Source organism: Lysobacter sp. CFH 32150, from assembly GCF_022758295.1.
Taxonomy (GTDB): domain Bacteria; phylum Pseudomonadota; class Gammaproteobacteria; order Xanthomonadales; family Xanthomonadaceae; genus CFH-32150.
Map to the genome: position 1 here is coordinate 229,506 of NZ_JALDWJ010000008.1, position 23,489 is coordinate 252,994.

Below are 23,489 nucleotides of genomic sequence, written 5' to 3' on the forward strand. Positions count from 1 at the left end.
ACCGGCAGCGAGCACCGCGCCGGAAGGAACCGCAACCACATCACAGGGAGAGAGAATCGCCATGAAATCGTTCACCGCAATGCTGCAATCGCTGGTGCTGTCGCTCGTGCTCATGGGCAGTGCGTTCGCTGCCGACAAGGTCAACATCAACACCGCCGACGCCGCCACGCTGGATCGGGTGCTGCTCAACATCGGCCCGTCCAAGGCCGAGGCCATCGTCGCCCATCGCAAGGCCAACGGTGCGTTCCGCAGCGCCGAGCAGCTGGCGATGGTCAAGGGCATTGGCCTGAAGACGGTCGAGAAAAACCGCGACCGCATCGTGTTCGGTAGCGCACCGGCTGCAAAGCCGGTTGCCAAGCCGGCAGCCAGGCCGCTAACGCGTCGTTGAGCATTGCGCCTGCGCAGGACGCGCAGGCGGCAGGTCGGAGGCAACAAGGACGCCGGACAAGGACGTCGCATCGCCCGGTTGCGCGAACGTGCAGCCGGGCGATGGTTTTTTTGCGGCCGACAGCTGCGCGTTGCGGCGCGTGCGCGTAGGCTGCGCACCATGAGCACCCATCTGTCGACGTCGCGGGTGATCCCCGCCAACGAATACCGGCGCGATCGCTGGCGCAACGGCGCTGGCTGGACGCGCGAAATCCTGGCAAATCCCGCCCAAGGCGATTGGGACTGGCGATTGTCGATCGCCGAGATCGAGCACGATGCGCCGTTCTCCGCTTTCCCCGGCATCGAACGCGAACTCGTGCTGCTTTCAGGCAACGGCCTGCGCCTGCGTTTCGACGATGGCGAAGTGCGCGAGCTGATGCCGCCGCACGACAAGCTGCGGTTCGCCGGCGAGCGCGTGGTGACAGGCGAGCTTCTCGACGGCCCGACCCAGGATTTCAACCTGATGTGGCGTCGCGACGCGATCGATGCGCAACTCTGGCATCGGCCGCTGGTCGGGCCGATGGTGATCTTCGCCGAGCCCGGCACGACCTGGGTCGTGCATCTGCTGGCGGGACATGCACGGTTCGCAGACGATTCCGGTTTGCCCGACCTCGCCGCTGCCGACACCGCATTGTTGGTGGCGGGCGATACGCGTCTGCGTCACGTGATCGACGGCGCGGGGGAGGCTTTGGTGATCCGGTTACAGCAACAGGGGACCTAGCACTGCAGCCAGTACCAGCACCGAAAGCCCGAGCACGCTGATGAGCATCTCCTTCGCGTTGCGCCCACGCGCCCACATCCAGATGCCGGACAGGCCGAGCAGCAACATGCCGATGGCGAAGCTGTCGGCGAGCAGGCTCCAGACCACGCCACCGCCTACGCCCTTGTGCAAGCGGTTGAATGCCGCGAGCAGCGTGTGCTGGCTCTGCTTGACTTCGGCGGTTGCGTTGCCCGGTAAGAATTCCAATGCCCAGGATGCCGTGGCAGTGCCGCCGGACAGGTTCCATTTGGGCGGTTGCTTGACCTCGCGGTCGCCAAGCTTGCCGCTGTCCGGCTTGGCTTTGCGTACGACCTGCGTTTCCAGCCCGTGTGCCGTGCGCAACCACGCGCTCAACGCTTCCGGCGTGGCGCGCGCATCGGCGGGCACTTCGAGCACGATGCGACCGCTTTCGGCGCTGTCGCCCTGAGGCCATGCGCCGTCGCCGAAGCGATGGTTCATCACCAACCCGGTGAAGCCGTAGATGATCGCGGCCAGTGCGCCCCAGGCGCCGATCCACAGGTGCAATTGGCGGATCCAGCGATAGGTGGTGTTGCTGCGGCGGCGGGCTAGGTCGGCAGTAGCGGCGGTCGTGGTGTTCATGCGGTTTTCTCCAACGGGAAGCGCCCGCACAAGGCGGGCGCTTCGGGACGGCGGTGCTTCGAAAGGTTCAGAACTTGAAGGTCACGCTGGCATAGGCTGCGCGGGGCGAACCGGGCGTGATGTTGTTGTCGTTGTGCGCCGAGGTGAAGTAGTGCTTGTCAAACAGGTTCTCGACATTGAGCTGCAGCTCCACGCTCTCGCTCACGGCGTAGAACACCGCGGCGTCATAGCGGGTGTAGCTCTTCAACACCACGGCGTTGCTGGTGGACTGCGCGAACACCTCGCTGCGATAGGTCGCGCCCAGACCCACACCCCAGGCATCATTGAAGTCGTAGCGGTTCCACAGCGACACGGTCTGCTCCGGCAGCTGGGCCGGGCGCTTGCCCTTGTCCCCTCCGCTCAGGAATTCGCCGTCTTGCCGGGCGTAACCACCCATCACGCTCCATTCCTCGGTGATGTTGCCTGCCAGGCCCAGCTCGAAGCCTTCGGCGCGCTGGCCATCGACCAGGATCGAGATCGCCGGGTTCGCCGGATCGGGGGCGATCATGTTGGTGCGGTCCAAGCGATAGATCGCGGCGGTTAGCGCCAGGTCGGGGGTGATGTCCCACTTCGCGCCGACTTCATAGTTGCGGGACTCTTCAGGATCGAAGGCCTTGTTGGTCGGGGTGAGCGAGGTCATCTGCTCGCCCGAGCGCGGCAGGTGGGTCATGCTGTAACTCGCGTACAGCGACACTGGCTCGGAGGGCTTGTAGATGAGGCCAATGCGCGGTGACAACAGGTTGTCGGTGGCGTCGATGGTCGTGCCGGTGCGGTTGTCGCGGAAGTCGACCTCGAAACGGTCGTAGCGCAGGCCGAGGATCGCCTGCCATTGCGGCGAGAACTCGATCTGGTCCTGCACGTAGACCGCGGCGATCTTGGCGACGGTGGTGTTGTTGGCGTCGCTCGCGGACTGGCGGAACTCCATCGGCCCGGTGTAGCGCGGGTTGGCGAAGGGCACGAACACGGTCGTCGTGTTGGAACCCGGCGCGCCGAAGTAGCCGGTCTTGCGCAGGTTGTCTGTCTCCTGCCGGCCGAATTCGGCACCAACCAGGAGCGTGTGTTTGACGCTCTCGCCGAACGAGAAGATCAGGTCGGTCTGGTTGAAGATGTTCTCGCGCTGGGTCGCGTTGCTGTATGCACGGATGTCGGCGTCGACGGTACCGTCCGCGTTGTTGCGCACCGGTCCACCGGCGTAAACGTTCTGGTAGAACTTGTCGTAGTCGGCGATGCGGGTGCGGTTGCGCAGCGTGGCGCGTTCGCTGAAGTCATGCTCGACCAGCGCGGTGAAGGCGTCGACGTCGGCGGTGACCGGGCTGCGTGTCGGGTCGCCGAAGAACGTCGAGGTGTCAGTGTCGACCGGCAGGCGGCGGCCGTTGAACAAGGTCGGCGACGACGGGATGCCGCGGTCGGCGACGCGCTCGTCCTCGAAGTGCTCGTAACCGAGCGTGATCGTGGTGTTCTCGCCGGCGTTCCAGGCGAAGGTAGGGTTGATGCCCCAGCGCCGCGCTTCGTAGCCGTCGCGGTAGCTTTCGGAGTCCTCGAACATGCCAATGACCCGAAACGCGAAGGCGTCGCTAGCCGGCTGGTTGAAGTCGGCGGCGATGCGGCGCTTGTTCCAGGAACCGAACTGTAGGCTGACCTCACGCGAGGTGTTCCAGTCGGCGGCCTTGGTGACGCGGTTCAGCACGCCGCCGGAACCGCCGCGGCCGAAGATCATCGCGTTCGGGCCCTTCAGCGCCTCAACCCGCTCGATGTTGTAGAGGTCGCGGAAGTACTGGGTGTCGTCGCGCATGCCATCGATGAACATGTCGGCGGTCGAGCTGTTGCCGCGGAACACCGGGGTGTCGCGGTTGCCTTCGCCTTGGGCCATGCCCACGCCGGGGACGTAGCGCACCACGTCGGCGAGGTTCTGCATGGCCTGGTCCTGGATCAGGTCCTGGGTGATCACGGTGACCGACTGCGGCACATCGCGCAGCGGTGTGTCGGTCTTGGTCGCGGTGGTGGTGTTGCGCTCGACATAGCTGTAGTCGACCTTGCCCACGACTTCGACCTGGTCGAGATCGGTCCGCTTGCGCTTTTCGGCGTCGGGCGTGGGATCGGCCGCGAAAGCCGGTGCGGACAGGGCGAGTGCGAGGGCGGCGGCCAGGGGGGCGGCGGCCGGGAGCTTCTTGGTTTGCATGCGGTTCCCGAGCAGATGAGTCGTGCGGCTTCGTGCCGCGGCGCGGGTATGCTAATGAGAATGATTCGCAGATGCAAATAGTTTTCAGCCGCGATCGTCCCTGGTCCAGACCGCACCGTCCTCGACCTTGACCGGGAACTTGACCACCGGGGTGTAGGCAGGCGCGTTGAGTGCGCGGCCATCGCGCACGTCGAACTTCGAACCGTGCAGCACGCATTCGATCGTGGCTTCCTCGCCGTCGAACGTACCGGCCGAAAGCTCGAAGTCTTCGTGCGAGCACTTGTCTTCCAGCGCGTAGAAGTCGCCGTCGTAGTTGACCACCAGGATCGGCGTATCGCCGTCCCAGGCGACTTTCGATTCGCCGGGCAGCAATTCCGAGGTAGCGCAAACACGAATCCAGTCGCCCATGCTCATCCCATCCATCCATCCATCCATCGTAGGAGCGGCTTACAGCCGCGAAAACGAAAAAAAGAAGGCCCGGGAGAGGGCCATAGGGAGGAAGAACCTCCTACAAGCCGCGCCTACAGGGTCTTTTCCAACACTTCGAAGCGCAGGTCGTCGCGCTTGGGAATGCCGTAGCGCGGATCGCCGTAGGGGAAGGGCTTCTTGATGCCCGTGCGGCTATAACCACGGCGTTCGTACCAGGCGACCAGTTCGTCGCGGATGTCGATCACGGTCATGCGCATCGCCGGCAGCCCCCAGTCTTCGCGGACCACGCGCTCAGCTTCGGCCATCACTACCTTGCCGACACCGCCGCCCTGCAGGTTGGGCCTGACCGAAAACATGCCGAAATACCCCGCACCGTCCTCCTCGCACACGTGCGCGCAGGCGAGCAAGCCGCCATCGCGCTCGGCGATCAGCACGCGGCTGCGCGGGCGCTCGATGTCGTGGCGCAGGACGCCGGCATCGATGCGGTTGCCATCGAGGAAGTCGGCTTCGGTGGTCCAGCCTTGTTTGCTCACTTCGCCGCGATACGCGGAGGTGACGAGATCGACCAGGGCCGGAATATCGTCGACGGTGGCGGCACGGAAATGCAATTCGCTCATGGGGTCATGCCAACAGGTATCGGAGGTAAGGCCAGGACATCAACACCAGCAGCAACGCGACCAGCGGGATGGCGATCCAGAGGATGAACTTGACGGCCTTGCCGGCGCGACCCTGAATCGCTTCGGCGCGGTCGTTGATGCGCTCGATGCGTTCCAGTTGCTTCTGGTACAGCGCCATGTGCTCGCGCTGCACCTGCAAGGCTTCGCGTTGATTGTCGCGAATGTCGCGCAGCAATCCGGCCAGTTCGTAATCGTCCGCCATGCTCGTCTCCCGGTGGTACGTGGAGTCTAGCCGAGCAGGCGGCGGACCTTCAGCAGGGCGGCGACGAAGGCCTCGATCTCGGCATGCGTGTTGTAGAACGCGAGCGAGGCACGGCAGGTAGCGGCGACGCCGAAGAACTGCATCAGTGGGTGCGCGCAGTGATGGCCGGAGCGCACCGCCACGCCTTCGAGGTCGAGCAGGGTGGCGAGGTCGTGCGCATGCGCGCCCTCGACCAGGAATGACACTACCGCGGCCTTGTCCTTTGCTGTGCCGATGATGCGCAGGCCATCGATCTGGCGCATCTCTTCGAGCAGGTGTGCCAGCAGTTCGGCTTCGCGCGCAGCCACGTTCGCCATGCCGAGGGCGTCGAGATAGTCGACCGCAGCGCCCAGGCCGATGTGGCCAGCGATGTTCGGCGTACCGGCTTCGAAGCGGTGCGGCGGATCGTTGAACACGGTGCCGTCGAAGCGCACTTCCTTGATCATCTCCCCGCCGCCGAGGAACGGCGGCATCACGGCAAGATGTTCCTTGCGCGCCCACAGCGCACCGGTGCCGGTCGGACCGCACATCTTGTGCCCGGTGAAGGCATAGAAGTCGCAGCCGATGGACGGGATGTCGACCGCCATGTGCGGCAGCGCCTGCGAGCCGTCGACCACGGTGACGATGCCACGGCGCCGTGCCTCGCGGCAGATCTCGCGGACGGGATTGATGGTGCCGAGCACGTTCGAGACATGGGCGACCCCGAAAACCTTTACGTCCGAGGTCATCGCGGCGTATAGCGCATCGAGGTCGAGCGTGCCGTCGGGTGTGATCTCGGCGACCTTGATCTTAGCGCCGGTACGTTCGGCAATGAGCTGCCACGGCACGATGTTGGCGTGGTGCTCCATGCGTGTGAGCAGGATCGCGTCGCCCGGTTGCAGTCGCGGGAGCGCCCACGAATATGCGACCAGGTTGATCGCGAACGTGGTGCCGCTGCACAGCACCAGATCGTCGCTGCGCACATTGAGGTGACGCGCCAGCTTGCCGCGCGCAGCCTCGTAGCTTTCCGTCGCCTCGCTGCCGAGCGCGTGCACGGCTCGGCTGACATTGGCGTTGTGGCGGCGGTAGAAATCGTCGACCGTCTCGATCACCGATGCCGGCTTCTGTCCGGTGTTGGCCGAGTCGAGGTAGACCAGTGGCTTGCCATGGACCAGCCGCGTCAGCAGCGGAAAGTCGGCGCGGACAGCGGCCCAATCGATGGAAGTAGCGACAACAAGCGGTGCGTTCATGCCAGTTCCAGTGCCGTGAGCGCGCGATCCAACGCCAGCGTCAACGTTTCGCGCAACGTGGATGAATCGACGGTCGCGACCACTTCGCGACAGAACGCCGCGGTCAGCAGTTGGCGCGCATCGGCTTCCGGCAGGCCGCGCGAGCGCAGGTAGAACATCGCCGTCGGATCGAGTTGGCCGACGGTCGCGCCGTGCGCCGCCTTGACCTCGTCGGCGTGGATTTCCAGCACCGGCTGGCTGTCGATTTCGGCGTTGTCGCTGAGTAGCAGGTTCTTGTTCGACAGATTGGCATCGGAGCCGTCGGCGCCGGTGCGAATGGTGATACCTCCATGGAACACCGCACGACTGCGTCCAGCGCCGAGACCGCGCCACAACAGATCGCAGGACGTATCGCGGGCGATGTGTTCGATGCCCAGGCGGGTGTCGAGATGCCGACGGCCGGTGGCCAGCAGTACGCCGTTGGCGTTGAGCTTGGCGCCTTCGCCTTCCAGCCGTACGTTCAACTCGTGCCGCGACAGCGCAGCGCCGAGTTCGAGGTCGATACGCCGGTATTGCGCGTGGCGCGCGAGCACGGCGTCGGTCCGGGTGAACAGCGTGGCGCGTGCGGATTCATCCTGCACGCGCGCGTGCACCAGGCAGGCGTCCGCGGCGAGGTCCACGTGCGTCAGCGCGTTGCCGAGGTGGGCATGTTCGCCGTCGGCGAGATGATGCTCGACGACGGTGAGGCTTGCACCGGCGCGCAATTCGATCAGGTGGCGCGCATGCCAGGCGGCATCTGTCGCGCCTGGCGCACCGATGAACACGAGGTGCAGCGGAGCTTCGACCTGCTTGCCGGCCTCGACGCGCAGCAGCACCCCGTCATTGGCGAGCGCTGCATTGAGGCGGGCGAAGACTTCATCGGCGCGCTCGAAGCGGCGTTCGAGAAAATTGGTCGCACGGGAGTCGCCGCCGACGAGCGCTTGCGACAACGGCTGCAATTCGACACCGCCTGGCAGCCCGGTGACGTCGGAATGTGCGGCATCGAAGCGGCCATTGACGAACACCAGTCGCGGCGCGGGGATACTCGCCAGCAAAGCGAGATCAATGTCGACTACAGCTGGCGCAGGCGCGAATGCACGCCGTTCCAGCGCACGCAGCGACGTGTATTTCCACGCCTCGCTGCGCGCGTGCGGTAGGCCGTCCCGCAAGGCAGCATCGAGCGCGGCGCGACGCGTGGTGTCGCCAGCGAAGCCGGCCGCAAGCGAGTCGAGCAGGACGCTCATCAGGCCGCGACCTCCGGTGCGATGCGGTCCTTCACCCAGGCGTAGCCATGTGCTTCCAGCTCCAGCGCCAGTTCCGGGCCGCCGCTCTCGACGATGCGGCCGTCGGCCAGCACGTGCACCACGTCCGGCTTGATGTAATCGAGCAGGCGCTGGTAGTGGGTAATGACGAGGAAGGCGCGGTCGGGCGAACGCAGTGCATTGACGCCCTCGGCGACGTTCTTCAATGCGTCGATATCGAGGCCGGAGTCGGTCTCGTCGAGGATCGCCAGCTTCGGCTCGAGCACAGCCATCTGGAAGATTTCGTTGCGCTTCTTCTCGCCGCCGCTGAAGCCTTCGTTGACGCCGCGATGCAGCAGCTCATCCTTCAAATGCAGCACGGCGAGTTTTTCGCGCACGAGCTTGAGGAACTGCATCGAGTCGAGTTCGGCCTGGCCGCGCACCTTGCGCTGCGCATTGAGTGCCGAACGCAGGAAGTAGGTGTTGTTCACGCCGGGAATCTCGACCGGATACTGGAAGGCGAGGAACACGCCTTCCGAAGCGCGCTGCTCGGGTTCGAGTGCGAGCAGGTCGTGGCCTTCGAACAGCACCGAGCCCGACGTGATCTCGTAGCCATCGCGCCCTGCGATCACGTTGCCCAGCGTGGATTTGCCCGCGCCGTTGGGCCCCATGATCGCGTGCACCTGGCCCGGCTGCACTTCGAGCGAAAGGCCCTTGAGGATTTCACGGCCAGCGACGCGGACGTGGAGGTTGTCGATCTTCAGCATTTCTTTTTTCCGTAGGGTGGGCTTCAGCCCACCGCTTGTGTTGCGATTACGTGTGGTGGGCTGAAGCCCACCCTACGCGCGATGTTTAGCCGACGGCGCCTTCGAGGTTCACTTCAAGCAGCTTCTTCGCCTCGACCGCAAACTCCATCGGCAGTTCGCGGAACACCGATTTGCAGAAACCGTCGACGATCAGCGATACCGCATCTGCTTCGCTGATGCCGCGGCTGCGGCAGTAGAACAGCTGGTCGTCGGAGATCTTGGAAGTCGTCGCTTCGTGCTCGACGGTCGCACTCGGGTGCTTGACCTCGATGTACGGGAACGTGTGCGCACCGCACTTCTTGCCGATCAGCAGCGAGTCGCACTGGGTGTGGTTGCGGGCACCCTCGGCACTGCGTTCGACCTTGACCAGGCCGCGGTACGAGTTCTGCCCACGGCCGGCACTGATGCCCTTGCTGACGATCTTCGACTTGGTGCGCTTGCCGATGTGGATCATCTTGGTGCCGGTGTCGGCCTGCTGGCGGTGGTGCGTCAGCGCGACCGAATGGAACTCGCCGGTGGAATCGTCGCCTAGCAGTACGCAGCTCGGGTATTTCCACGTGATCGCCGAGCCGGTCTCGACCTGCGTCCACGAAATCTTGGAGCGCGCGCCGCGGCATTCGCCGCGCTTAGTGACGAAGTTGTAGATGCCACCGACGCCGTTCTCGTCGCCCGGATACCAGTTCTGGACGGTGCTGTACTTGATTTCAGCGTCTTCCAGTGCGACGAGTTCGACGACGGCCGCATGCAGCTGGTTCTCGTCGCGCATCGGCGCGGTGCAGCCTTCGAGGTAGGACACGTAACTCTTGTCCTCGGCGATGATCAGCGTGCGTTCGAACTGGCCGGTATTCAGGGCATTGATGCGGAAGTAGGTGCTCAACTCCATCGGGCAGCGCACGCCCTTGGGAATGAACACGAAACTGCCGTCGGTAAACACCGCCGAATTGAGCGCGGCGAAAAAGTTGTCGCCGGTCGGCACGACCGAGCCGAGGTATTTCTTCACCAGGTCCGGATGTTCGCGGATCGCTTCCGACATCGAGCAGAAGATCACGCCTTTTTCCGCGAGTTCCTTGCGGAACGTGGTGCCGACGCTGACCGAGTCGAACACCGCATCGACGGCGACACCCGCGAGCTTGGCGCGCTCGTGCAGCGGTACACCGAGCTTTTCGTAGGTGTCGAGCAACTCCTGCGGGACTTCATCCAGCGAGGCGTATTTCGCCTTCGGCGCGGAGTAGTAGCTGATCGACTGGAAATCGATCGGCGCGATGTTGAGCTTGGCCCAATGCGGCATCGGCATGGTCAGCCAGTGCCGGTATGCGGAGAGGCGCCATTCGGTCATCCACTCCGGCTCGTCCTTCTTCGTGGAGAGGAAGCGGATGACGTCCTCGTTCAGGCCGGGCGGCAGGGTGTCGGATTCGATGTCGGTGACGAAGCCGGCGTCGTAGCGACGGCCGAGCTGTTCGAGGATCTCGGCATTCTCGACAGGGGTGATTTCGGTAACGGTGGTTTCGATGGCCATGATGTGTTCCTCAGGCCGTGGCCAATGTGGCCGGAATCGTCTTGTTGGAGCTGGCCTTCCGCGAAGAGCGCGGCGGAGGCGGCGCCAGCATTTCCGCCAGCGTCACGCCACGCAGTGCATCCGCGACGACGTCGTTGATCCGACGCCAGTTGGCGCGCACGCCGCAGGAGTGTTCGATGCCGCAGGCGCCAGCGTGGACGCTGCACTCGGTCATCCCGAGCGGGCCTTCCATCGCTTCGACAATCTCGACCAGCGAGATTTCGCTCGCGGGACGGGCGAGGCGGTAGCCGCCATTGACGCCGCGAAAGCCTTCGACGAGCCCCGCCTGCGCCAACGGCTTCAGTAGCTTGGCGACGGTCGGCATCTCGAGGCCGGCCTGTTCAGCCAGCTCGGCGGCGCTGTGCACGTCGCCAGGCTTGGCCGCGAGTGCGGTCAGGATGACGGTGGCGTAATCGGTGAGTTTGGTGACGCGTAACATGACGAAGGCCCGGAAAGCGTACCGAAATTGTACGGTTTCCGGGCCTCGCGGCCAAGCTTGGGAACGGGACGGGTTCAGCCGGCGGCAGGGGCTTCCGCTGGCGGTGCTGCCGGCAGGACCAGTTCGATATAAGGCGGCGCTGGCTTCTGTCCGGGCGGCATGTAGGCCGGTGCCGCTTCTCCGGCCGGGCCGAGCGACTTGATGAAGCGGAAGATGGCGAGGCGGTCCTGCTCCTTCATGGCGCGGACATTGAAGTCCGGCATCATCGGTCGGGTGTGCAGGTCGGCGGTGTACGCCAGCCATGTGGCCTCATCCATGTCCGCGATCTTGAGGCGCAGGTTGGCCGGATAGGTCGTGCCCCAGGGGCCGCTGAATCCGAGCTGGTTGCCGATCATCCATTGGTCTTTGGGAATGTCGCCGGCCTTGTCCATGTAGCCGGGGGTATGGCAATCGTTGCAGCCGCCGATCTTGACCAGGTATTCGCCCTGGGCCACCAGGTCGGCATCGGCAGGAACGGTGGTAGCGGCCGCGGGCTGGATTGGCTGCGGCGCCTGTTGGCAAGCGGCCAGCGTCATCAGCATCAAGGCGGGGATGGCAAAGCGCGTTGCGTGCATGTGTTCGTCTCGTTGTGGATCGAGAGCGGATACGGACGAAGCGTCCGGAACCGGACATCCGCATGGCGGCGTCCCCCGCCTTCCGGCGACAATAGATGTCTTTCCAGTAACGGATCACCGCATGCCACGCAAGATTGTCGCCCGTCGTTCCGCCATCCACGGCAATGGCGTGTTCGCCGTCGCCCCGATCGCCAAGGGCGAACGTGTCATCGAATACAAGGGCCGTCGCCGCACCCACGAAGAAGTCGATGCCGGCGACAGCGGCGACATCGACAGTGGCCACACCTTCCTGTTCACGCTCAACGAAGTGTTCGTGATCGACGCCAACTTCGAAGGCAACAGTGCGCGCTGGATCAACCATAGCTGCGCCCCGAACTGCGAGGCGGTGCTGGTCGAGCACGATGACGATCCGGAGAAATCGCGCGTATTCATCGATGCGATCCGCACGATCAAGCCCGGCGAGGAGCTGACCTACGACTACGGCATCACCCTGGACGAGCCGCACACCGCGCGATTGAAGAAGATCTGGGCCTGCCACTGCGGCGCCAGAAACTGCACCGGGACGATGCTCAAGCCCAAGCGCTGAGCGGACGCCCCGTGTAGGAGCGGCTTCAGCCGCGAGCGGTTTCTGAGTTCTCCACAATGGCAACAGCTCGCGGCTGAAGCCGCTCCTACAGGCCGCATCCATCACCGGATGCGGCGGACGTGCAAAAGGTTGGCATGACTTACGCCAGTCGGTAAAAACTGCGCGCACGGATAGGCTGCCCGCAAATTACGGGGACCCATCCATGCGCGCTCGTCTGTTGTCGCTAGCCATTCTTGCGGTTTTGTCCGCACCCGCCCTTGCCGTCGAAGTCGACGGCCGCATCGATCCGGCCGAATGGGAAGGCGCACAGCGCGTTACCGATTTCCGCGTCACCCAGCCCATGACGGGCGCGCCCGGCTCGCAGCCGACCGAAGCCTTCATCCTCGCCACGCCGGAAGGTCTCGCGGTCGCCTTCCGCAACATCCAGCCAGCCAGCGTGCCGCGCACCCGCCAACGCATCCGCCGCGATGAGGCGGCGCAGATCGACCGTGTGAATCTGATGGTCGACTTCGAAGGCGGCGGCACCGGCTACAACTTCATGGTCTCGTTGAGCGACGGCATCAACGATGCGGTGATCACCAACGAGACCGCGTTCAACACCGACTGGGACGGCAACTGGCAGCACGCCACCAGCGAGGACGCGGAAGGGTGGTCGGTGGAAATGCTGATCCCCTGGTACATCGCGCCGATGGACAAGGGTGCCGATGGCAAGCGGACGCTGAAGGTCTACCTGGATCGCGTGATCGGATCGACCGGCGAACGTTCGGCCTGGCCCGCGGCCAGCTGGGAGCGCCCGCGTTTCCTGTCCGAATTCAACAGCGTCGAAGTGCCGCTTTACAACCAGTCGCTGCTGGCGGTCACGCCCTATGTCTCGGGGCTGTACGACAACATCAGTGGCGACAACAAGTTCGATGGCGGCGTGGACATCTTCTGGAAGCCGAATGGACAGTTCCAGCTGACCGCGACGATCAATCCGGACTTCGGCCAGGTCGAAAGCGACGACATCGTCGTCAACTTCAGCGCCAACGAAACCTTCTTCAGCGACAAGCGCCCGTTCTTCACCGAGAACCAGGGGCCGTTCGAATTCACCACGCCATCGGACTTCAGCCAGCTGGTCTATACGCGCCGCGTCGGCGGTCCTGCCGATGACCGCAGTGGGCCTGGTGACATCACCGCGGCGGTGAAGGTCAACGGCAGCATCGGCGGCACCCAGTACGGCGCGCTGGTCGCGGAGGAGGCCGACGAGGCCGGGCGTTCGTTCCGCGCGTTGCGCCTGAGCCGCGACTTCACGACGCAGGATCTCGGCATGATGCTCACCCAGGTCGAACGGCCCTGGCTGGATCGCGATGCGATGGTGATGGGCGTCGACCACAACTGGCGTCCGAACCCCCGTTTCAGCGTAAAGAGCCGCCTGATCGGCAGCCAGATCGACGAACGCGGTCAGCAGACGCGCGGCAGCGGCGTCACCAGCTACGCCGATTACGAAATGGAGGGCGGCTGGCGCCAGCAGTGGATGGCGATGCACTTCGGCGACGACCTGGAGATCAACGACTTCGGCTTCCTCTCGCGCAACAACCTCAACTACGCGCATTGGGAAGTGCAGCGGCGTTTCACCGGCCTGCCGGAAGGATCCGCCTACAGCTCGAAGAACTGGCGCGGGCGCGTCAGCGGCACCAACAACGATCACGGACTCACCCTGCAGCGTCAGTTGCGCATCAGCCGGCAGAGCCAGCTGCGTAACGGCGGCGACGAATACGCACAGATCCAACTGAATTCCGCCGGCTACGACGACCGCATCACCCGCGGCGGCGCGCCGGTGCGCTCGCCGGCGTACTTCAACACCTTTTTCGAACGCAACCGCCCGCGCAAAGGGCATTGGGCCCTCAGCTGGGGCTTTGCCTTGAACAACGACGGCATCGACGGCGAACAGAAGCTCGGTTACGCCGGCCATTTTGAGCCGACATGGTTCCTCAACGATGCCTTCAGCATCTCCACGCGCCTGTATGGCGAGCGTTCGCGGCAATGGGTGCTGTGGCAGGGGGGCGACAACGTCGGCAGTTTCGATGAGCGTCTGCTGCAGTTCGATGTCGGCGTCAACTGGAACATCAGCAGCCGCCAGGAACTACGGGTGAAATTGCAGGCGCTGGGGCTGGATGCGAAGGCGAAGCAAGCCTGGGATGTGGCCGCGGACGGCACACCGCTGCGCAGCAACGATCCGATCAACGATTTCAGCGTGCGCAACCTCGGCTTCCAGGTGCGTTACCGCTACGAGCTCAAACCCCTGTCCGACCTGTATGTCGTCTACGGCCGCGGCGGCGACCTGTTCAACGAATACTCGCAGGATGTGTTCGGCGCGCTGGGCGACAGCTTCTCGCTGCACGACAGCGAGCAGCTGATCGTCAAGCTGAGCTATCGCTTCGAGTTGTGATTCACGGCCGAACTTCGCGGATATCACTGGACTGGATGCGCCACGCGCGTTGCTCGGCGGTGGCGCCATCGACGACGGCGCGGCGCAGGGTATAGGCACCGACGTACCGGTGGACGCTGTCGTCGCGGTGGGTGGCGGTGATCGCCACCGGCACTTCGATGTAACGCGAACCGGCGGCGGCATCGACGTTGCCTGGCGCGTCGATCTGCACTGAGACGCCACTGGTGTCGGCGAAACCGCCGGCAAATTGCTGCGGTGTCTGCCCACTGGCGTTGCCACCGTCGGACCATAGCGCGTAGGCGTGATCGAAATTGCCGGCGTTGATCGCAGCGTAGTAGTCGCGCACGACTGCGACCGCCTCTTCGGGTGTCGGCTCATCCGCCGTACCTTCGCTTGGCGCGCTGCCATCACCCGGATACGGGGGCGACATGCCATCGACGATGTCGCCTGGCGGCATGCCGATGCTGCCATCGTCCGCAATCGGTGTGTCGGGCAGACCGATTTGACCCGGGCCGGGCTTGTCCGGCATCCCGGTGACCGAGCCGCGCGTGCCTTCGGGTGCCGGAAGGGCGTCGGCCGATGCGTGTTCGGCGCTGCTGCCTTTGCCATTGCGATCGCCGCATGCGGCCAGCAGCAACGCCGTGCACAGCAATACCGTCGAGGTCGTACGCGCCATCATGCTTACTGATCCAGATGCAGGGTCACCAAGCCATTATCTATCGTGGTCTGCCCGATCCGACGCCCGGCGATGCGACCAAGCAGGTTGTCGTCAAGCTGGTAGATCGGTTCGTCGCGGGCATAGCCGACCAGCCAGCGATTGAGCAGGTTGCGCGCATTGTTGTTCATCGCTCCGCCAAGCACGGGTACGTCGACATGCATGATCGCCGGGTTGTCGAGATGCAAGCCGCGCGTGTTCGGATCGAAACGCAGGCCGCTTTGCAATGCGAAATGACCGGCGGGAACGCGACTGTCACGCCCCATGCCGCCGAGGCCAATATCGAAGTCGAGCTGCAGCCGTGAGCTGCCCTGCGGAATGCTCAGCCGTGGATTCAGCAGACTCAAGGTGACCAGTCCGCCGAGCTTGTCGTATTCGCGCGGGAAGCGGCGGTCGAGGTAGCTCTGCAGCTGCGGTGCAGTGAAGGTGACCTGGTTGCCGAGCAAGGCGCCGATGGTGTTCAGCGTCGAGCAACCGGCGACCAGCAACGCGAACGCAGTGGTGATCAGGAGGATTCGACGATGCATCACGGCAATCTCCATGGGCTTGCGCGCACCTTACGCAGCGCCGGTGAACATCGGGTTAGTGGCAAAAACGCCCGGCGCGAGGTCGGGCGTTCCTGCGATCTGTCAGGATCAGGCTGATGTCCGCGAACGCGGATTGAGATAAGCGACCAGGACGCCAAGCAGCAGCATGGCGATGGTGCTGAAAATCATCTGCTTGTGCACCAGGGCCGAAGGCAACGGCTGCACTGCGTAGTAGATGAGGTAACCAGGGATGGTGGAGAACAGCGCCATCGCCAGGCCGAACCGCAAACCCTGGCTGATCGGACTCTTGCTGGTATCGATGCCCTGGCGATAGATCCAGGTCATCGCGAAACCGATCAACACATGGGCGACGATCATGTAGTGGAAGTAGTTTTGCGACTCAGCCTCGGAACGGTACAGCGTGGCGAGTGCTTTGTAGTCGCTACCCAGCAACACCTCGTGCACCACGAATCCCAGCAGCAGCGCGGCGATGGACACAACCACGCCGGAAATCCAGAAACGCTTGTCCATACAGACTCCGTAGTCGAAAGGGGAACACTGTTCGAAAACCGAAGTCGCAGGTGGGGGTCTGGCGACGCGGCGATGCTACTCCAGGGATCGCCGGATCGGAAATCAGCCGCGTTGCTGCAATGCCAGGCGCACGCCGAGACCGACGAACAGGCCGCCGATGGCCCGTTGCCGCCACCGTGCCAGGCGCGCGCTGACCGACAGGTGGCGACCGAAGCGCCCGATCGCAAAAGCGATCATGGTGCTGTGGCTCATGCCGATCAGCGACAGCAGTACGCCGAGTACCAGGAATTGCAGCCACACCAGCCCGCGCTCGGGATGCACGAACTGCGGCAGGAAAGCGAGGAAGAACAACGCCACCTTCGGATTGAGCACGCCGGTCACCACCGAACGCCAGTACACGTTGCGTACCGGAGCAGGCAACGTTTCAGCCGCAGCATCCACACTGCGCTCGCGCCATGCCTTGATACCCAGCCAAATGAGATAGACCGCGCCGGCGTATTTGATCGCCTGGAATGCCAGCGCGGAAGTCGCCAGTACCGCCGACAGACCAAGGCCCGCGGCCAGGGCGTGGATCAGCGTCGCCGTTTCCAGGCCGAACCCGGCGCGCACGCCGCGCGCGGTGCCGCCCGCGATCGTCTGCGCGACGATCCACGCTGTCCCCGGGCCGGGCAGCAGCACCAGCACCGCGGCGGCGGCGAGGTAGGCGAGCAGAGTGGCGGTATCGAACAGGTGCATGGCGATCTCCACGAAATTGATTCTGATTCTGCGCGGTGGCCGGTCGTGCGCAAGTGGGTCCGGCGCCAACTGGCGGAACGCATCGTTTTGCCAGGGCCAAGTGGCAGCGTCCTGGCCCTACTCAGTCGAGCGGCCGCCGCAGCGCCTGGAGTGCGGCATCGTCGAGCATCAGCACGATCGAAGCGTAGGTATCGATCAGGGCGAGGATGGCCTCGCGCGGACCCTGGCGCCATTCGTCGCTGCCGTAGAACGCGTCTTGGCTGGCGTCGCGTTCCACGATGTCGCGATAGGCGCGGATCAGGTAATACGAATCCGCGTCATGCGGCGATGGGCCGCAGGCCACCACGTCGACGTTCCAGCGTCGCAGCATCGGTAGCGCCTGCTGCGTCATCAGTGCGTGGAAGGCATCGCGTGTGCCGGGCTTGAGGTTGTAGCTGCGGATCTCGACAGCGTGGGTCATGGCCGGATCGTAGACGAGAAAAACAAAAAGGGCCGAATGCGCGAGGCTTCCGGCCCTTTCTGGTTGCGAGCGGCATGCATGCCGCTCGACGGAGCGAAACGAATTACGCGGCGGCGTCCTTCAGCTTCTTGAGCGGACGCACCTTCACCTTGACCGAAGCCGGCTTGGCGGCGAACCACTGCTCTTCCTTGGTGAACGGGTTGATGCCCTTGCGCTTCGGCTTGGCCGGCACGTTGACGGCGCTGATCTTCAGCAGGCCAGGCAGGGTGAACGAACCAGCGCCCTTCTTGCTGACCGACGCGTGCACGGCGCCTTCCAGCGCGGACAGCACGGCGCGCACGTCCTTGGCAGCGATGCTGGTGGCGTCAGCGATATGTGCGACCAGGCCGGACTTGCTCAGGGCTTCCTTGATCGGCTTCGGAGCGGCCGGCTTGGCGGCGGCTTTCGGAGCGGCTTTTTTCGATGCGGCTTTCTTCTTCGCCATATGTGTCCTGTGGTACTCGAGATGATTGGGTTGTGCCTGGAATTCCCCCTCGGCAAGCGGAATGTAGGGCAACCGTTTGCCGCCGCCAAGCCCCAAGAGTGGTTTTTTAGGGCTTTTTTTATTCCGCGGATCGGAATGGTCCGTTTTTCAGGCAATTGCTGACGGCCGCTTCCTCGATCAACGCGACCACCGCAAGCGGTTGCGAAGGCAGCGATGCATGGCTGGCATCCAGCGAAATGATCTTCTTCGCGCCCATGTGTTGGGCCATTTCGCGCTCGGTTTCAGGGGGATTAGCCCTTGCGGTGCAGCGGGAATGCGCCCGGCGGTACCCACCACCACGTGGCGACCACCAACGCGGCGAAGCCGGTGTAGGTGGTGACGAATGCCCACCACGGCGCCTCGAAGAAGATCAGCCGCGACAGCCAGTGCTCGATGAAGGATTCGCGATAGCTGGCTTGCCCGGCAAGGCTGCGCAGGTGCTGCTCCCAAGTGGTCAGCGGGCACAGTGCGCCCAGCCAAGCCTGCACGACGACGAACACCATCAGCAGCACATGCACCAGGCGGAACCAGACATTCCGCACCCAAGCCCAGTAGCACCAGGCGCCGAGCAGCACGGCGAACTGCCCCAGTACGACGAACGCCACGATGCCCACATGCAGCATCAGGATCGCATCGGCCAAGTACGCGGCCATGCCGGGCGACAGTGCAATCATGGTCGACTACGTGCTCCGTCGAGTCGCAGTCAGCCTTTGCAAGCGGGCAGGTAGCGGCGCAGCGCTTCCGCGCCTTCGGTGCTGCAGCGCCAGTTGATCGTCCCACTCTGCAGGTTCGCGTCTGGATGCAGGCGGATCTTCGCACCGGCGGCCAGCGTACCGTTGAGCGTGACGATGACCGCGCCATTGGCGCCGACGTCGATCCGCGATACGGCACCGTCAGCGAAGCTCTCCGCCGGGCCGAGGCCCGCCTCCTGTGCGTTCGCCGGCCACTTTCCGGTGCTCACGTAGAACTCCGACAGCGCAACCTTGAACATCGCGGCGCGGCTCAGGGCATCCGTCGCCAGCCGGCGTTTGTCCTGCTCGGCCGCCTGGGCATCCAGCGCTTCCCGTGCACCACTGACGCTGCGCTCGATGGAGGCGTCGAGGTTCCCGGCGATGTTGTCCGCCTCGGTGCGTGCCTTCGCCAGGTTGACCTCGGTGGCTTTGGTCAACGCATCGGCCTGCGCCGCGGCGCGCGGCTGCACTACGAAGTGGTCGTAGAGCAGCAGCGCGGCGAGGACCCCGAGCAGGGCGGCGGCAAGCGTGATGGCGAATTGTTTCATGGGCTCACTCAGCATGATGATGGAAGGGTGGTGCTTGCGCAGTGAGTTGGCGAAACGCAAAGGCTGCCACTGCCGCAAGGAACGAGACTGCAACAACGTGTAACCCAACCGACGTACCCAGTGGGCTGGCGATCACCCCGTACTGGATCGGCAGGATGCAGAAGTCTCCAACGGCATGCAGCAGCACCGACGGCCGGATCGAACGGGTCAGGTAGACCAGCAGGCCATGCACGCTGCTGTAAGCCATGAAAAACGGCACGAACGCCCAGGTGGCGTAAGCGTGTGTCCGATGCACGAGATAGAACAGCACCGCGACCACCAGAATGCCGATCACCCAGCCGTAGCGCGTCTGCAGCAGCGACAACATGTAGCCGCGAAACGCTGCTTCCTCGACGACGCCGGCCACGCTGGCCAGGCCAAGGAAGCACGCCAGGATGGTCCATGACGGCAATGAAGACAGGTCGTGGGGTGCTGCATAAGCCTCATCCGGCAAAGGGGCAAGTAATCCGGTCAGCAACGCCAAGACCAAAGCAGCCGCCAGTCCGAGCCCACCCGCCAACAATGCCCAGCCCCACGCCGACCTGGAGAGCGGAGTGCTTCGCAACAAAGCGCGTCGGCGTTCGGCGCCGATGCGCGGCCACCCGCGACCATCCAGGAACCGCCAGAACATCCACAACCACAGCCACGTCGCGGGCAGAAACCACGGTAGCGCCGGGCTCAGTTTGAGATTGACGTACAACAGCACGCCAAACGGCGCCTGTCCCAGTACGAGCACGGTAAAGCCGAGCAGCACTGCGCGCAGGGCGATGGGTAGTCGCCCCCACAGATCGAGAATCCGCTGTGACAGAGGCCGCGATGTCGTTGGGTTTGCCATCGCAAGCCTCGTCCCCAGTCGTCAGCTCAATCTTCTTCCTGCTTCGGCTTGTATGCTTCAACGAGCTTCTGCTGCACGTTCGCAGGCACCGGCTCGTAGTGGCTGAAATCCAGCGAGTAGCGGCCCCGGCCGGCCGTCACTGACTTCAGCTCCGCGGCATAGCCCTCCAGCTCCGATAGCGGCACCTGCGCCTTGACCACGATCTCGTGGCCGCGCAGCGAGTCGGTGCCGTTGATACGGGCGCGCTTGGAGGAGAGGCCGCCGCTGATGTCGCCCATGTGCTGTTCGGGGGCGCTGACTTCGAGGTCGACGATCGGTTCCAGCACCTGTGGCCGTGCCTTGCCGATCGCGTCGAGGAAGGCCTTCTTGCCGGCGGCGACGAAGGCGACCTCCTTGCTGTCGACGCTGTGGTGCTTGCCGTCGTAGACGATGACGCGCACGTCCTGCAGCGGATAACCGGCGATGGCGCCGGCATGCAGCACCTGGCGCACGCCTTTCTCGACCGCGGGGATGAACTGGCCGGGGATGGTGCCGCCCTTCACTTCATCGACGAATTCGAAGCCAGTGCCACGAGGCAGCGGTTCGATGCGCAGGAACACCTCGCCGAACTGGCCGGCGCCGCCGGTCTGTTTCTTGTGGCGGTGGTGGCCTTCGGCCTTGGCGGCCACGGTTTCGCGATAGGCGATGCGCGGCGGGCGCGTTTTCACTTCGACGCCGTACTTGTCCTTGAGCCTGTCGATCATCACCCGCAGGTGCAGATCGGAGAGGCCGCGGATCACGGTTTCGTTCAACTCGGCCTGGTGTTCGACCGCAAACGCTGGGTCTTCCTCGGCGAGTTTGTGCAGCGCGCCCGACAGCTTCTGCTCCTGGCCCTTGTGCGCGGCTTCGACCGCGAGCCCGAACATCGGCCTGGGGAAATCCAGCGGCGCGAGGTGGATCTCGTCCTCATCGTGGCTGTCATGCAGCACCGCGTCGAAATGCAGTTCGTCGATCTTGGCAATCGCCGCGATGTCGCCGGGAATCGCCTGTCCGATCTCAAGATGGTCCTTGCCCTTGACCTTGAAGAGGTGGCCGACCTTGAACGGCTTCTTGCCATCGTCGACAAACAGTTGCGTGTCCTTCTTCACGGTGCCCTGGTAGATGCGGAAGATCCCGAGCTTGCCGACGAAGGGATCGTTGACGATCTTGAACACGTCGGCGATGACGTGCGCGCTGGGATCGGGTTTGGCCGCGATTGGCATGGTGCTGCCATTCGCGCCCTTCACGAACGGTGGCGGGTTGGCTTCGGTCGGATTCGGGAAGAGCTTTTCGGCGACGTCGAGCAATTCCTTGATGCCGACACCGCTGCGTGCGGAGACGAAGCACACTGGGATCAGGTGGCCTTCGCGCAGGCACTGTTCGAACGCATCGTGCAGTTCCTGCCCGCTGAGGCCGCCTTCGCCGAGGTCGAGGTAGTGGTCCATCACCGTTTCATTGACCTCGACCACCTGGTCGATGATCTTCTGGTGCCAATCGGCGACGGGGCCGAGGTCGCTATCGCCCGTGTTGTTGCCGAAGCAGTCGATGACTTTCGTGCCGCCATCCGCGGGCAGATTCAGCGGCAATACTTCCGAGCCGAAGGTGTCGCGCAATTCATCGAGGACGCGGGCGCTATCGGCGTCGGCGTGGTCGATCTTGTTGACGACGATGGCGCGGCAGAGGTTGCGGCCCTTGGCGTAGTCCATCATCCGGCGCGTGCCGTATTCGACGCCGGCATCGGCATCGACGACGATCGCGACGGTCTCGACAGCGGCCAGCGCAGACAATGTCGGCCCACGGAAATCGGGGTAGCCGGGCGTGTCGATCAGGTTGACGTGGATGCCTGCGTGGTCGGTACTGGCGATCGCGGCGTCGATGGAATGGCCGCGTTCCTTTTCGATCGCATCGAAGTCGGAAACGGTGCTGCCGCGCTCGATCGTGCCTGCCGTCTGTATGGCGCCGCCGGCATGCAGCAGGGCTTCGAACAACGTTGTTTTGCCGGCGCCAGGGTGGCCTGCCAAGGCCACGTTGCGGATCTGTTCGGTCGTGTAGGACATGAGGCCGTCTCTCCCATGGTTAGGGTGCAAAGAGGGCCGTCATGGCTGTCCGCATTGGAAGCGCTGCCGTCCGAGCAGGCGCTCGGCGGGCGGTCATGGCGGGTACCGGCGTTTTGCCGCCGGGAGGGCAAGCCTCCCGCACCGGGCCGGGGCGGTCAAGCGCCTTGCTCCCTCCCTTTCGCGCAGCGAAGGGGAGGGTTGGGGAGGGGCGCTCTTTGGTTTTCACATCAAAAGCACCCTCTCCCAGCCTCCCCCTGCTGCGCAAGGGGAGGAGCCAAAGGCAAGGGCGATGCATTCGTAACACCAGCACGGGTAGGCTGTGCCTCCCATCCGAATGGAGTCACGCCATGGGCATTTCGCGACACGCCACCGCGCACTGGGAAGGCGATCTCAAGAGCGGGCAGGGCAAACTCAATACGCCGCAAAGCGGGTTGTTGGCCGACACGCGTTACGGGTTCAGCACCCGGTTCGGCGACGTCAAAGGCACCAACCCGGAAGAGTTGATCGCCGCCGCCCATGCCGGCTGCTTCACCATGGCGCTGTCGGCCAAGCTGACCGAGGCGGGGCATCCGCCAGAGGCGATCGATACCCGCGCCGACGTGGACCTGTCGATGGAAGGCGGGCCGACGATCAGTGCGATCCGACTGACCGTGACCGCCCAGGTACCGGGCATCGATGCGGCCAAGTTTCGTTCCGTGGCCGACGATGCCAAGCAGAACTGCCCGGTGTCGAAGGCGCTGAGCGCGGTGCCGATCACGATGGAAGCCGAGCTCGTTGGCTGAGCGCGTGCCCGTCTTGCTCGTGCATGGCGCGGGCGGCGGCGGTTGGGAGTGGAATGCGTGGCGCGGCGTGTTCGCCGCACATGGTTTCGACGTGCATGCGCCGGATCTGCAACCCGCTTCGCAAGGCCTGGCTGCGACCATGTTCGAGGATTACCTCATGCAGGTACGCGCTGCGATGGAAGCGCTGCCACGACCGCGCGTACTCGTCGGCGCGAGCCTCGGCGGCCTACTGGCGATGGCGTGTGCGGAGGCCGCCGATGCCTTGGTGCTGGTCAATCCGATCCCGCCGTCGCCCTGGCACGCATCGTTGTCGCAATTCGAGCGGCCCGCCGTAGTGCCATGGCAACGCGATGCTCGCCTGGCATCGACGCGACGCGCGATGCCAGACAGCGATGATGCGAGCGCGCTGTTTGCATTCCGTCATTGGCGCGATGAAAGCGGGGCCGTGCTGCGTGCGGCACATGCCGGCATTGCGGTCGAACGGCCCGCCTGCCCGGTGCTGTGCATCGCCTCTGCGCAGGATGACGATGTGCCGCCGGAGACCACTGCAGCGCTTGCCGGGGCCTTGGGAGCCAGCCTGTTGCGGGTGTCGTTGACCAGCCATGTCGGGCCGTTGCTGGGGCGCGATGCATCGGCCGTAGCGGCGCAGGCAGCCGCCTGGCTGTCGGCCCGCTAAACGGTTCCGGGAGGACCGGCCGGATTCAGCAGCCGTTGACGCATC

28 protein-coding genes are annotated in these 23,489 nt (G+C 64.4%); 6 read left to right on the forward strand and 22 right to left on the reverse strand.

The features are described 5' to 3' along the window. Positions 1 to 61: 61 nt before the first annotated feature. A complete protein-coding gene (locus MO486_RS12580; RefSeq protein ID WP_242908199.1) occupies positions 62 to 388 on the forward strand; it encodes a ComEA family DNA-binding protein in 327 nt (108 codons plus the stop codon). A gap of 159 nt (positions 389 to 547) precedes the next feature. Beyond that, positions 548 to 1,147: a HutD family protein gene (locus MO486_RS12585; protein ID WP_242908201.1), complete on the forward strand. Its 600-nt coding sequence runs from the start codon at positions 548 to 550 to the stop codon at positions 1,145 to 1,147. Here MO486_RS12585 and MO486_RS12590 read toward each other — a convergent pair. From MO486_RS12590 to MO486_RS12640, 11 genes are all read right to left on the reverse strand, one after another. Next, complete coding sequence (locus tag MO486_RS12590) at positions 1,127 to 1,786, reverse strand: PepSY-associated TM helix domain-containing protein (protein ID WP_242908203.1); 660 nt, start codon at positions 1,784 to 1,786, stop codon at positions 1,127 to 1,129. The genes MO486_RS12585 and MO486_RS12590 overlap by 21 nt on opposite strands. A gap of 67 nt (positions 1,787 to 1,853) precedes the next feature. Further along, the gene (locus MO486_RS12595) at positions 1,854 to 4,004 is read right to left on the reverse strand and encodes a TonB-dependent siderophore receptor (RefSeq protein ID WP_242908205.1); all 2,151 of its coding nucleotides are present in this window, start codon (positions 4,002 to 4,004) and stop codon (positions 1,854 to 1,856) included. A gap of 84 nt (positions 4,005 to 4,088) precedes the next feature. Then, positions 4,089 to 4,412, reverse strand: a complete 324-nt coding sequence (locus MO486_RS12600; protein ID WP_242908361.1) for a non-heme iron oxygenase ferredoxin subunit — start codon at positions 4,410 to 4,412, stop codon at positions 4,089 to 4,091. Positions 4,413 to 4,525: 113 nt separating this feature from the next. Next, positions 4,526 to 5,050 (reverse strand): GNAT family N-acetyltransferase, encoded by a 525-nt coding sequence (locus MO486_RS12605; protein ID WP_242908207.1) that lies wholly within the window; start codon positions 5,048 to 5,050, stop codon positions 4,526 to 4,528. Between the two features lie 4 nt (positions 5,051 to 5,054). Then, positions 5,055 to 5,312 carry a hypothetical protein gene (locus MO486_RS12610; protein ID WP_242908209.1) on the reverse strand — a complete coding sequence of 86 codons (258 nt, stop codon included), beginning with the start codon at positions 5,310 to 5,312 and terminating at the stop codon, positions 5,055 to 5,057. 26 nt (positions 5,313 to 5,338) lie between these two features. Further along, positions 5,339 to 6,580, reverse strand: a complete 1,242-nt coding sequence (locus tag MO486_RS12615) for a cysteine desulfurase (protein ID WP_242908211.1) — start codon at positions 6,578 to 6,580, stop codon at positions 5,339 to 5,341. Next, positions 6,577 to 7,842: a Fe-S cluster assembly protein SufD gene (sufD, locus tag MO486_RS12620; protein WP_242908213.1), complete on the reverse strand. Its 1,266-nt coding sequence runs from the start codon at positions 7,840 to 7,842 to the stop codon at positions 6,577 to 6,579. Before sufD ends, MO486_RS12615 begins: the two co-directional genes overlap by 4 nt. Continuing rightward, positions 7,842 to 8,606: a Fe-S cluster assembly ATPase SufC gene (gene sufC, locus MO486_RS12625; protein WP_242908215.1), complete on the reverse strand. Its 765-nt coding sequence runs from the start codon at positions 8,604 to 8,606 to the stop codon at positions 7,842 to 7,844. Before sufC ends, sufD begins: the two co-directional genes overlap by 1 nt. 85 nt (positions 8,607 to 8,691) lie before the next feature. Then, the gene (gene sufB, locus MO486_RS12630; protein ID WP_242908217.1) at positions 8,692 to 10,161 is read right to left on the reverse strand and encodes a Fe-S cluster assembly protein SufB; all 1,470 of its coding nucleotides are present in this window, start codon (positions 10,159 to 10,161) and stop codon (positions 8,692 to 8,694) included. Positions 10,162 to 10,171: 10 nt separating this feature from the next. Continuing rightward, the gene (locus tag MO486_RS12635; RefSeq protein WP_242908219.1) at positions 10,172 to 10,639 is read right to left on the reverse strand and encodes an SUF system Fe-S cluster assembly regulator; all 468 of its coding nucleotides are present in this window, start codon (positions 10,637 to 10,639) and stop codon (positions 10,172 to 10,174) included. Positions 10,640 to 10,713: 74 nt separating this feature from the next. After that, positions 10,714 to 11,253 carry a cytochrome C gene (locus tag MO486_RS12640; protein ID WP_242908221.1) on the reverse strand — a complete coding sequence of 180 codons (540 nt, stop codon included), beginning with the start codon at positions 11,251 to 11,253 and terminating at the stop codon, positions 10,714 to 10,716. Positions 11,254 to 11,374: 121 nt separating this feature from the next. On the opposite strand from MO486_RS12640, the gene MO486_RS12645 reads away from it, so the two are divergent. Together MO486_RS12645 and MO486_RS12650 are read left to right on the forward strand one after the other, a co-directional pair. Next, positions 11,375 to 11,839 carry an SET domain-containing protein-lysine N-methyltransferase gene (locus MO486_RS12645; protein WP_242908227.1) on the forward strand — a complete coding sequence of 155 codons (465 nt, stop codon included), beginning with the start codon at positions 11,375 to 11,377 and terminating at the stop codon, positions 11,837 to 11,839. Between the two features lie 202 nt (positions 11,840 to 12,041). Beyond that, on the forward strand, positions 12,042 to 14,267 hold the full coding sequence (locus MO486_RS12650; protein ID WP_242908243.1) for a DUF5916 domain-containing protein: 2,226 nt from the start codon (positions 12,042 to 12,044) through the stop codon (positions 14,265 to 14,267). Between the two features lies 1 nt (position 14,268). On the opposite strand, the gene MO486_RS12655 is transcribed toward MO486_RS12650, so the two are convergent. The 11 genes from MO486_RS12655 to fusA form a co-directional block, all read right to left on the reverse strand. Further along, on the reverse strand, positions 14,269 to 14,946 hold the full coding sequence (locus tag MO486_RS12655) for a hypothetical protein (RefSeq protein ID WP_242908245.1): 678 nt from the start codon (positions 14,944 to 14,946) through the stop codon (positions 14,269 to 14,271). A 2-nt stretch (positions 14,947 to 14,948) separates the two neighbouring features. After that, entirely contained in the window at positions 14,949 to 15,509 is a 561-nt protein-coding gene (locus MO486_RS12660) for a DUF1439 domain-containing protein (RefSeq protein WP_242908247.1), read from the reverse strand. Positions 15,510 to 15,617: 108 nt separating this feature from the next. Next, positions 15,618 to 16,040 (reverse strand): hypothetical protein, encoded by a 423-nt coding sequence (locus MO486_RS12665; protein ID WP_242908249.1) that lies wholly within the window; start codon positions 16,038 to 16,040, stop codon positions 15,618 to 15,620. A gap of 102 nt (positions 16,041 to 16,142) precedes the next feature. Continuing rightward, a complete protein-coding gene (locus MO486_RS12670) occupies positions 16,143 to 16,787 on the reverse strand; it encodes a LysE family translocator (protein ID WP_242908251.1) in 645 nt (214 codons plus the stop codon). 109 nt (positions 16,788 to 16,896) lie between these two features. After that, positions 16,897 to 17,235, reverse strand: coding sequence for an NIPSNAP family protein (locus MO486_RS12675; protein WP_242908253.1), 339 nt, complete (start codon positions 17,233 to 17,235; stop codon positions 16,897 to 16,899). Between the two features lie 103 nt (positions 17,236 to 17,338). Next, positions 17,339 to 17,719, reverse strand: a complete 381-nt coding sequence (locus MO486_RS12680) for an HU family DNA-binding protein (RefSeq protein ID WP_242908255.1) — start codon at positions 17,717 to 17,719, stop codon at positions 17,339 to 17,341. A 118-nt stretch (positions 17,720 to 17,837) separates the two neighbouring features. Next, positions 17,838 to 17,987 carry a hypothetical protein gene (locus MO486_RS12685; protein WP_242908257.1) on the reverse strand — a complete coding sequence of 50 codons (150 nt, stop codon included), beginning with the start codon at positions 17,985 to 17,987 and terminating at the stop codon, positions 17,838 to 17,840. A 22-nt stretch (positions 17,988 to 18,009) separates the two neighbouring features. Next, complete coding sequence (locus MO486_RS12690) at positions 18,010 to 18,432, reverse strand: DUF2784 domain-containing protein (RefSeq protein ID WP_242908259.1); 423 nt, start codon at positions 18,430 to 18,432, stop codon at positions 18,010 to 18,012. Between the two features lie 29 nt (positions 18,433 to 18,461). Continuing rightward, positions 18,462 to 19,037, reverse strand: a complete 576-nt coding sequence (locus MO486_RS12695) for a pilin (RefSeq protein ID WP_242908261.1) — start codon at positions 19,035 to 19,037, stop codon at positions 18,462 to 18,464. Between the two features lie 4 nt (positions 19,038 to 19,041). After that, on the reverse strand, positions 19,042 to 19,911 hold the full coding sequence (locus MO486_RS12700; protein WP_242908263.1) for a CPBP family intramembrane glutamic endopeptidase: 870 nt from the start codon (positions 19,909 to 19,911) through the stop codon (positions 19,042 to 19,044). Positions 19,912 to 19,937: 26 nt separating this feature from the next. Then, positions 19,938 to 21,986: an elongation factor G gene (gene fusA / locus MO486_RS12705; RefSeq protein WP_242908265.1), complete on the reverse strand. Its 2,049-nt coding sequence runs from the start codon at positions 21,984 to 21,986 to the stop codon at positions 19,938 to 19,940. A 347-nt stretch (positions 21,987 to 22,333) separates the two neighbouring features. Here fusA and MO486_RS12710 point away from each other — a divergent pair, with 347 nt between their 5' ends. Together MO486_RS12710 and MO486_RS12715 are read left to right on the forward strand one after the other, a co-directional pair. Next, the gene (locus MO486_RS12710) at positions 22,334 to 22,768 is read left to right on the forward strand and encodes an OsmC family protein (protein WP_242908267.1); all 435 of its coding nucleotides are present in this window, start codon (positions 22,334 to 22,336) and stop codon (positions 22,766 to 22,768) included. A gap of 4 nt (positions 22,769 to 22,772) precedes the next feature. Then, positions 22,773 to 23,444 (forward strand): alpha/beta fold hydrolase, encoded by a 672-nt coding sequence (locus tag MO486_RS12715; RefSeq protein ID WP_242908269.1) that lies wholly within the window; start codon positions 22,773 to 22,775, stop codon positions 23,442 to 23,444. Positions 23,445 to 23,489: the final 45 nt, after the last annotated feature.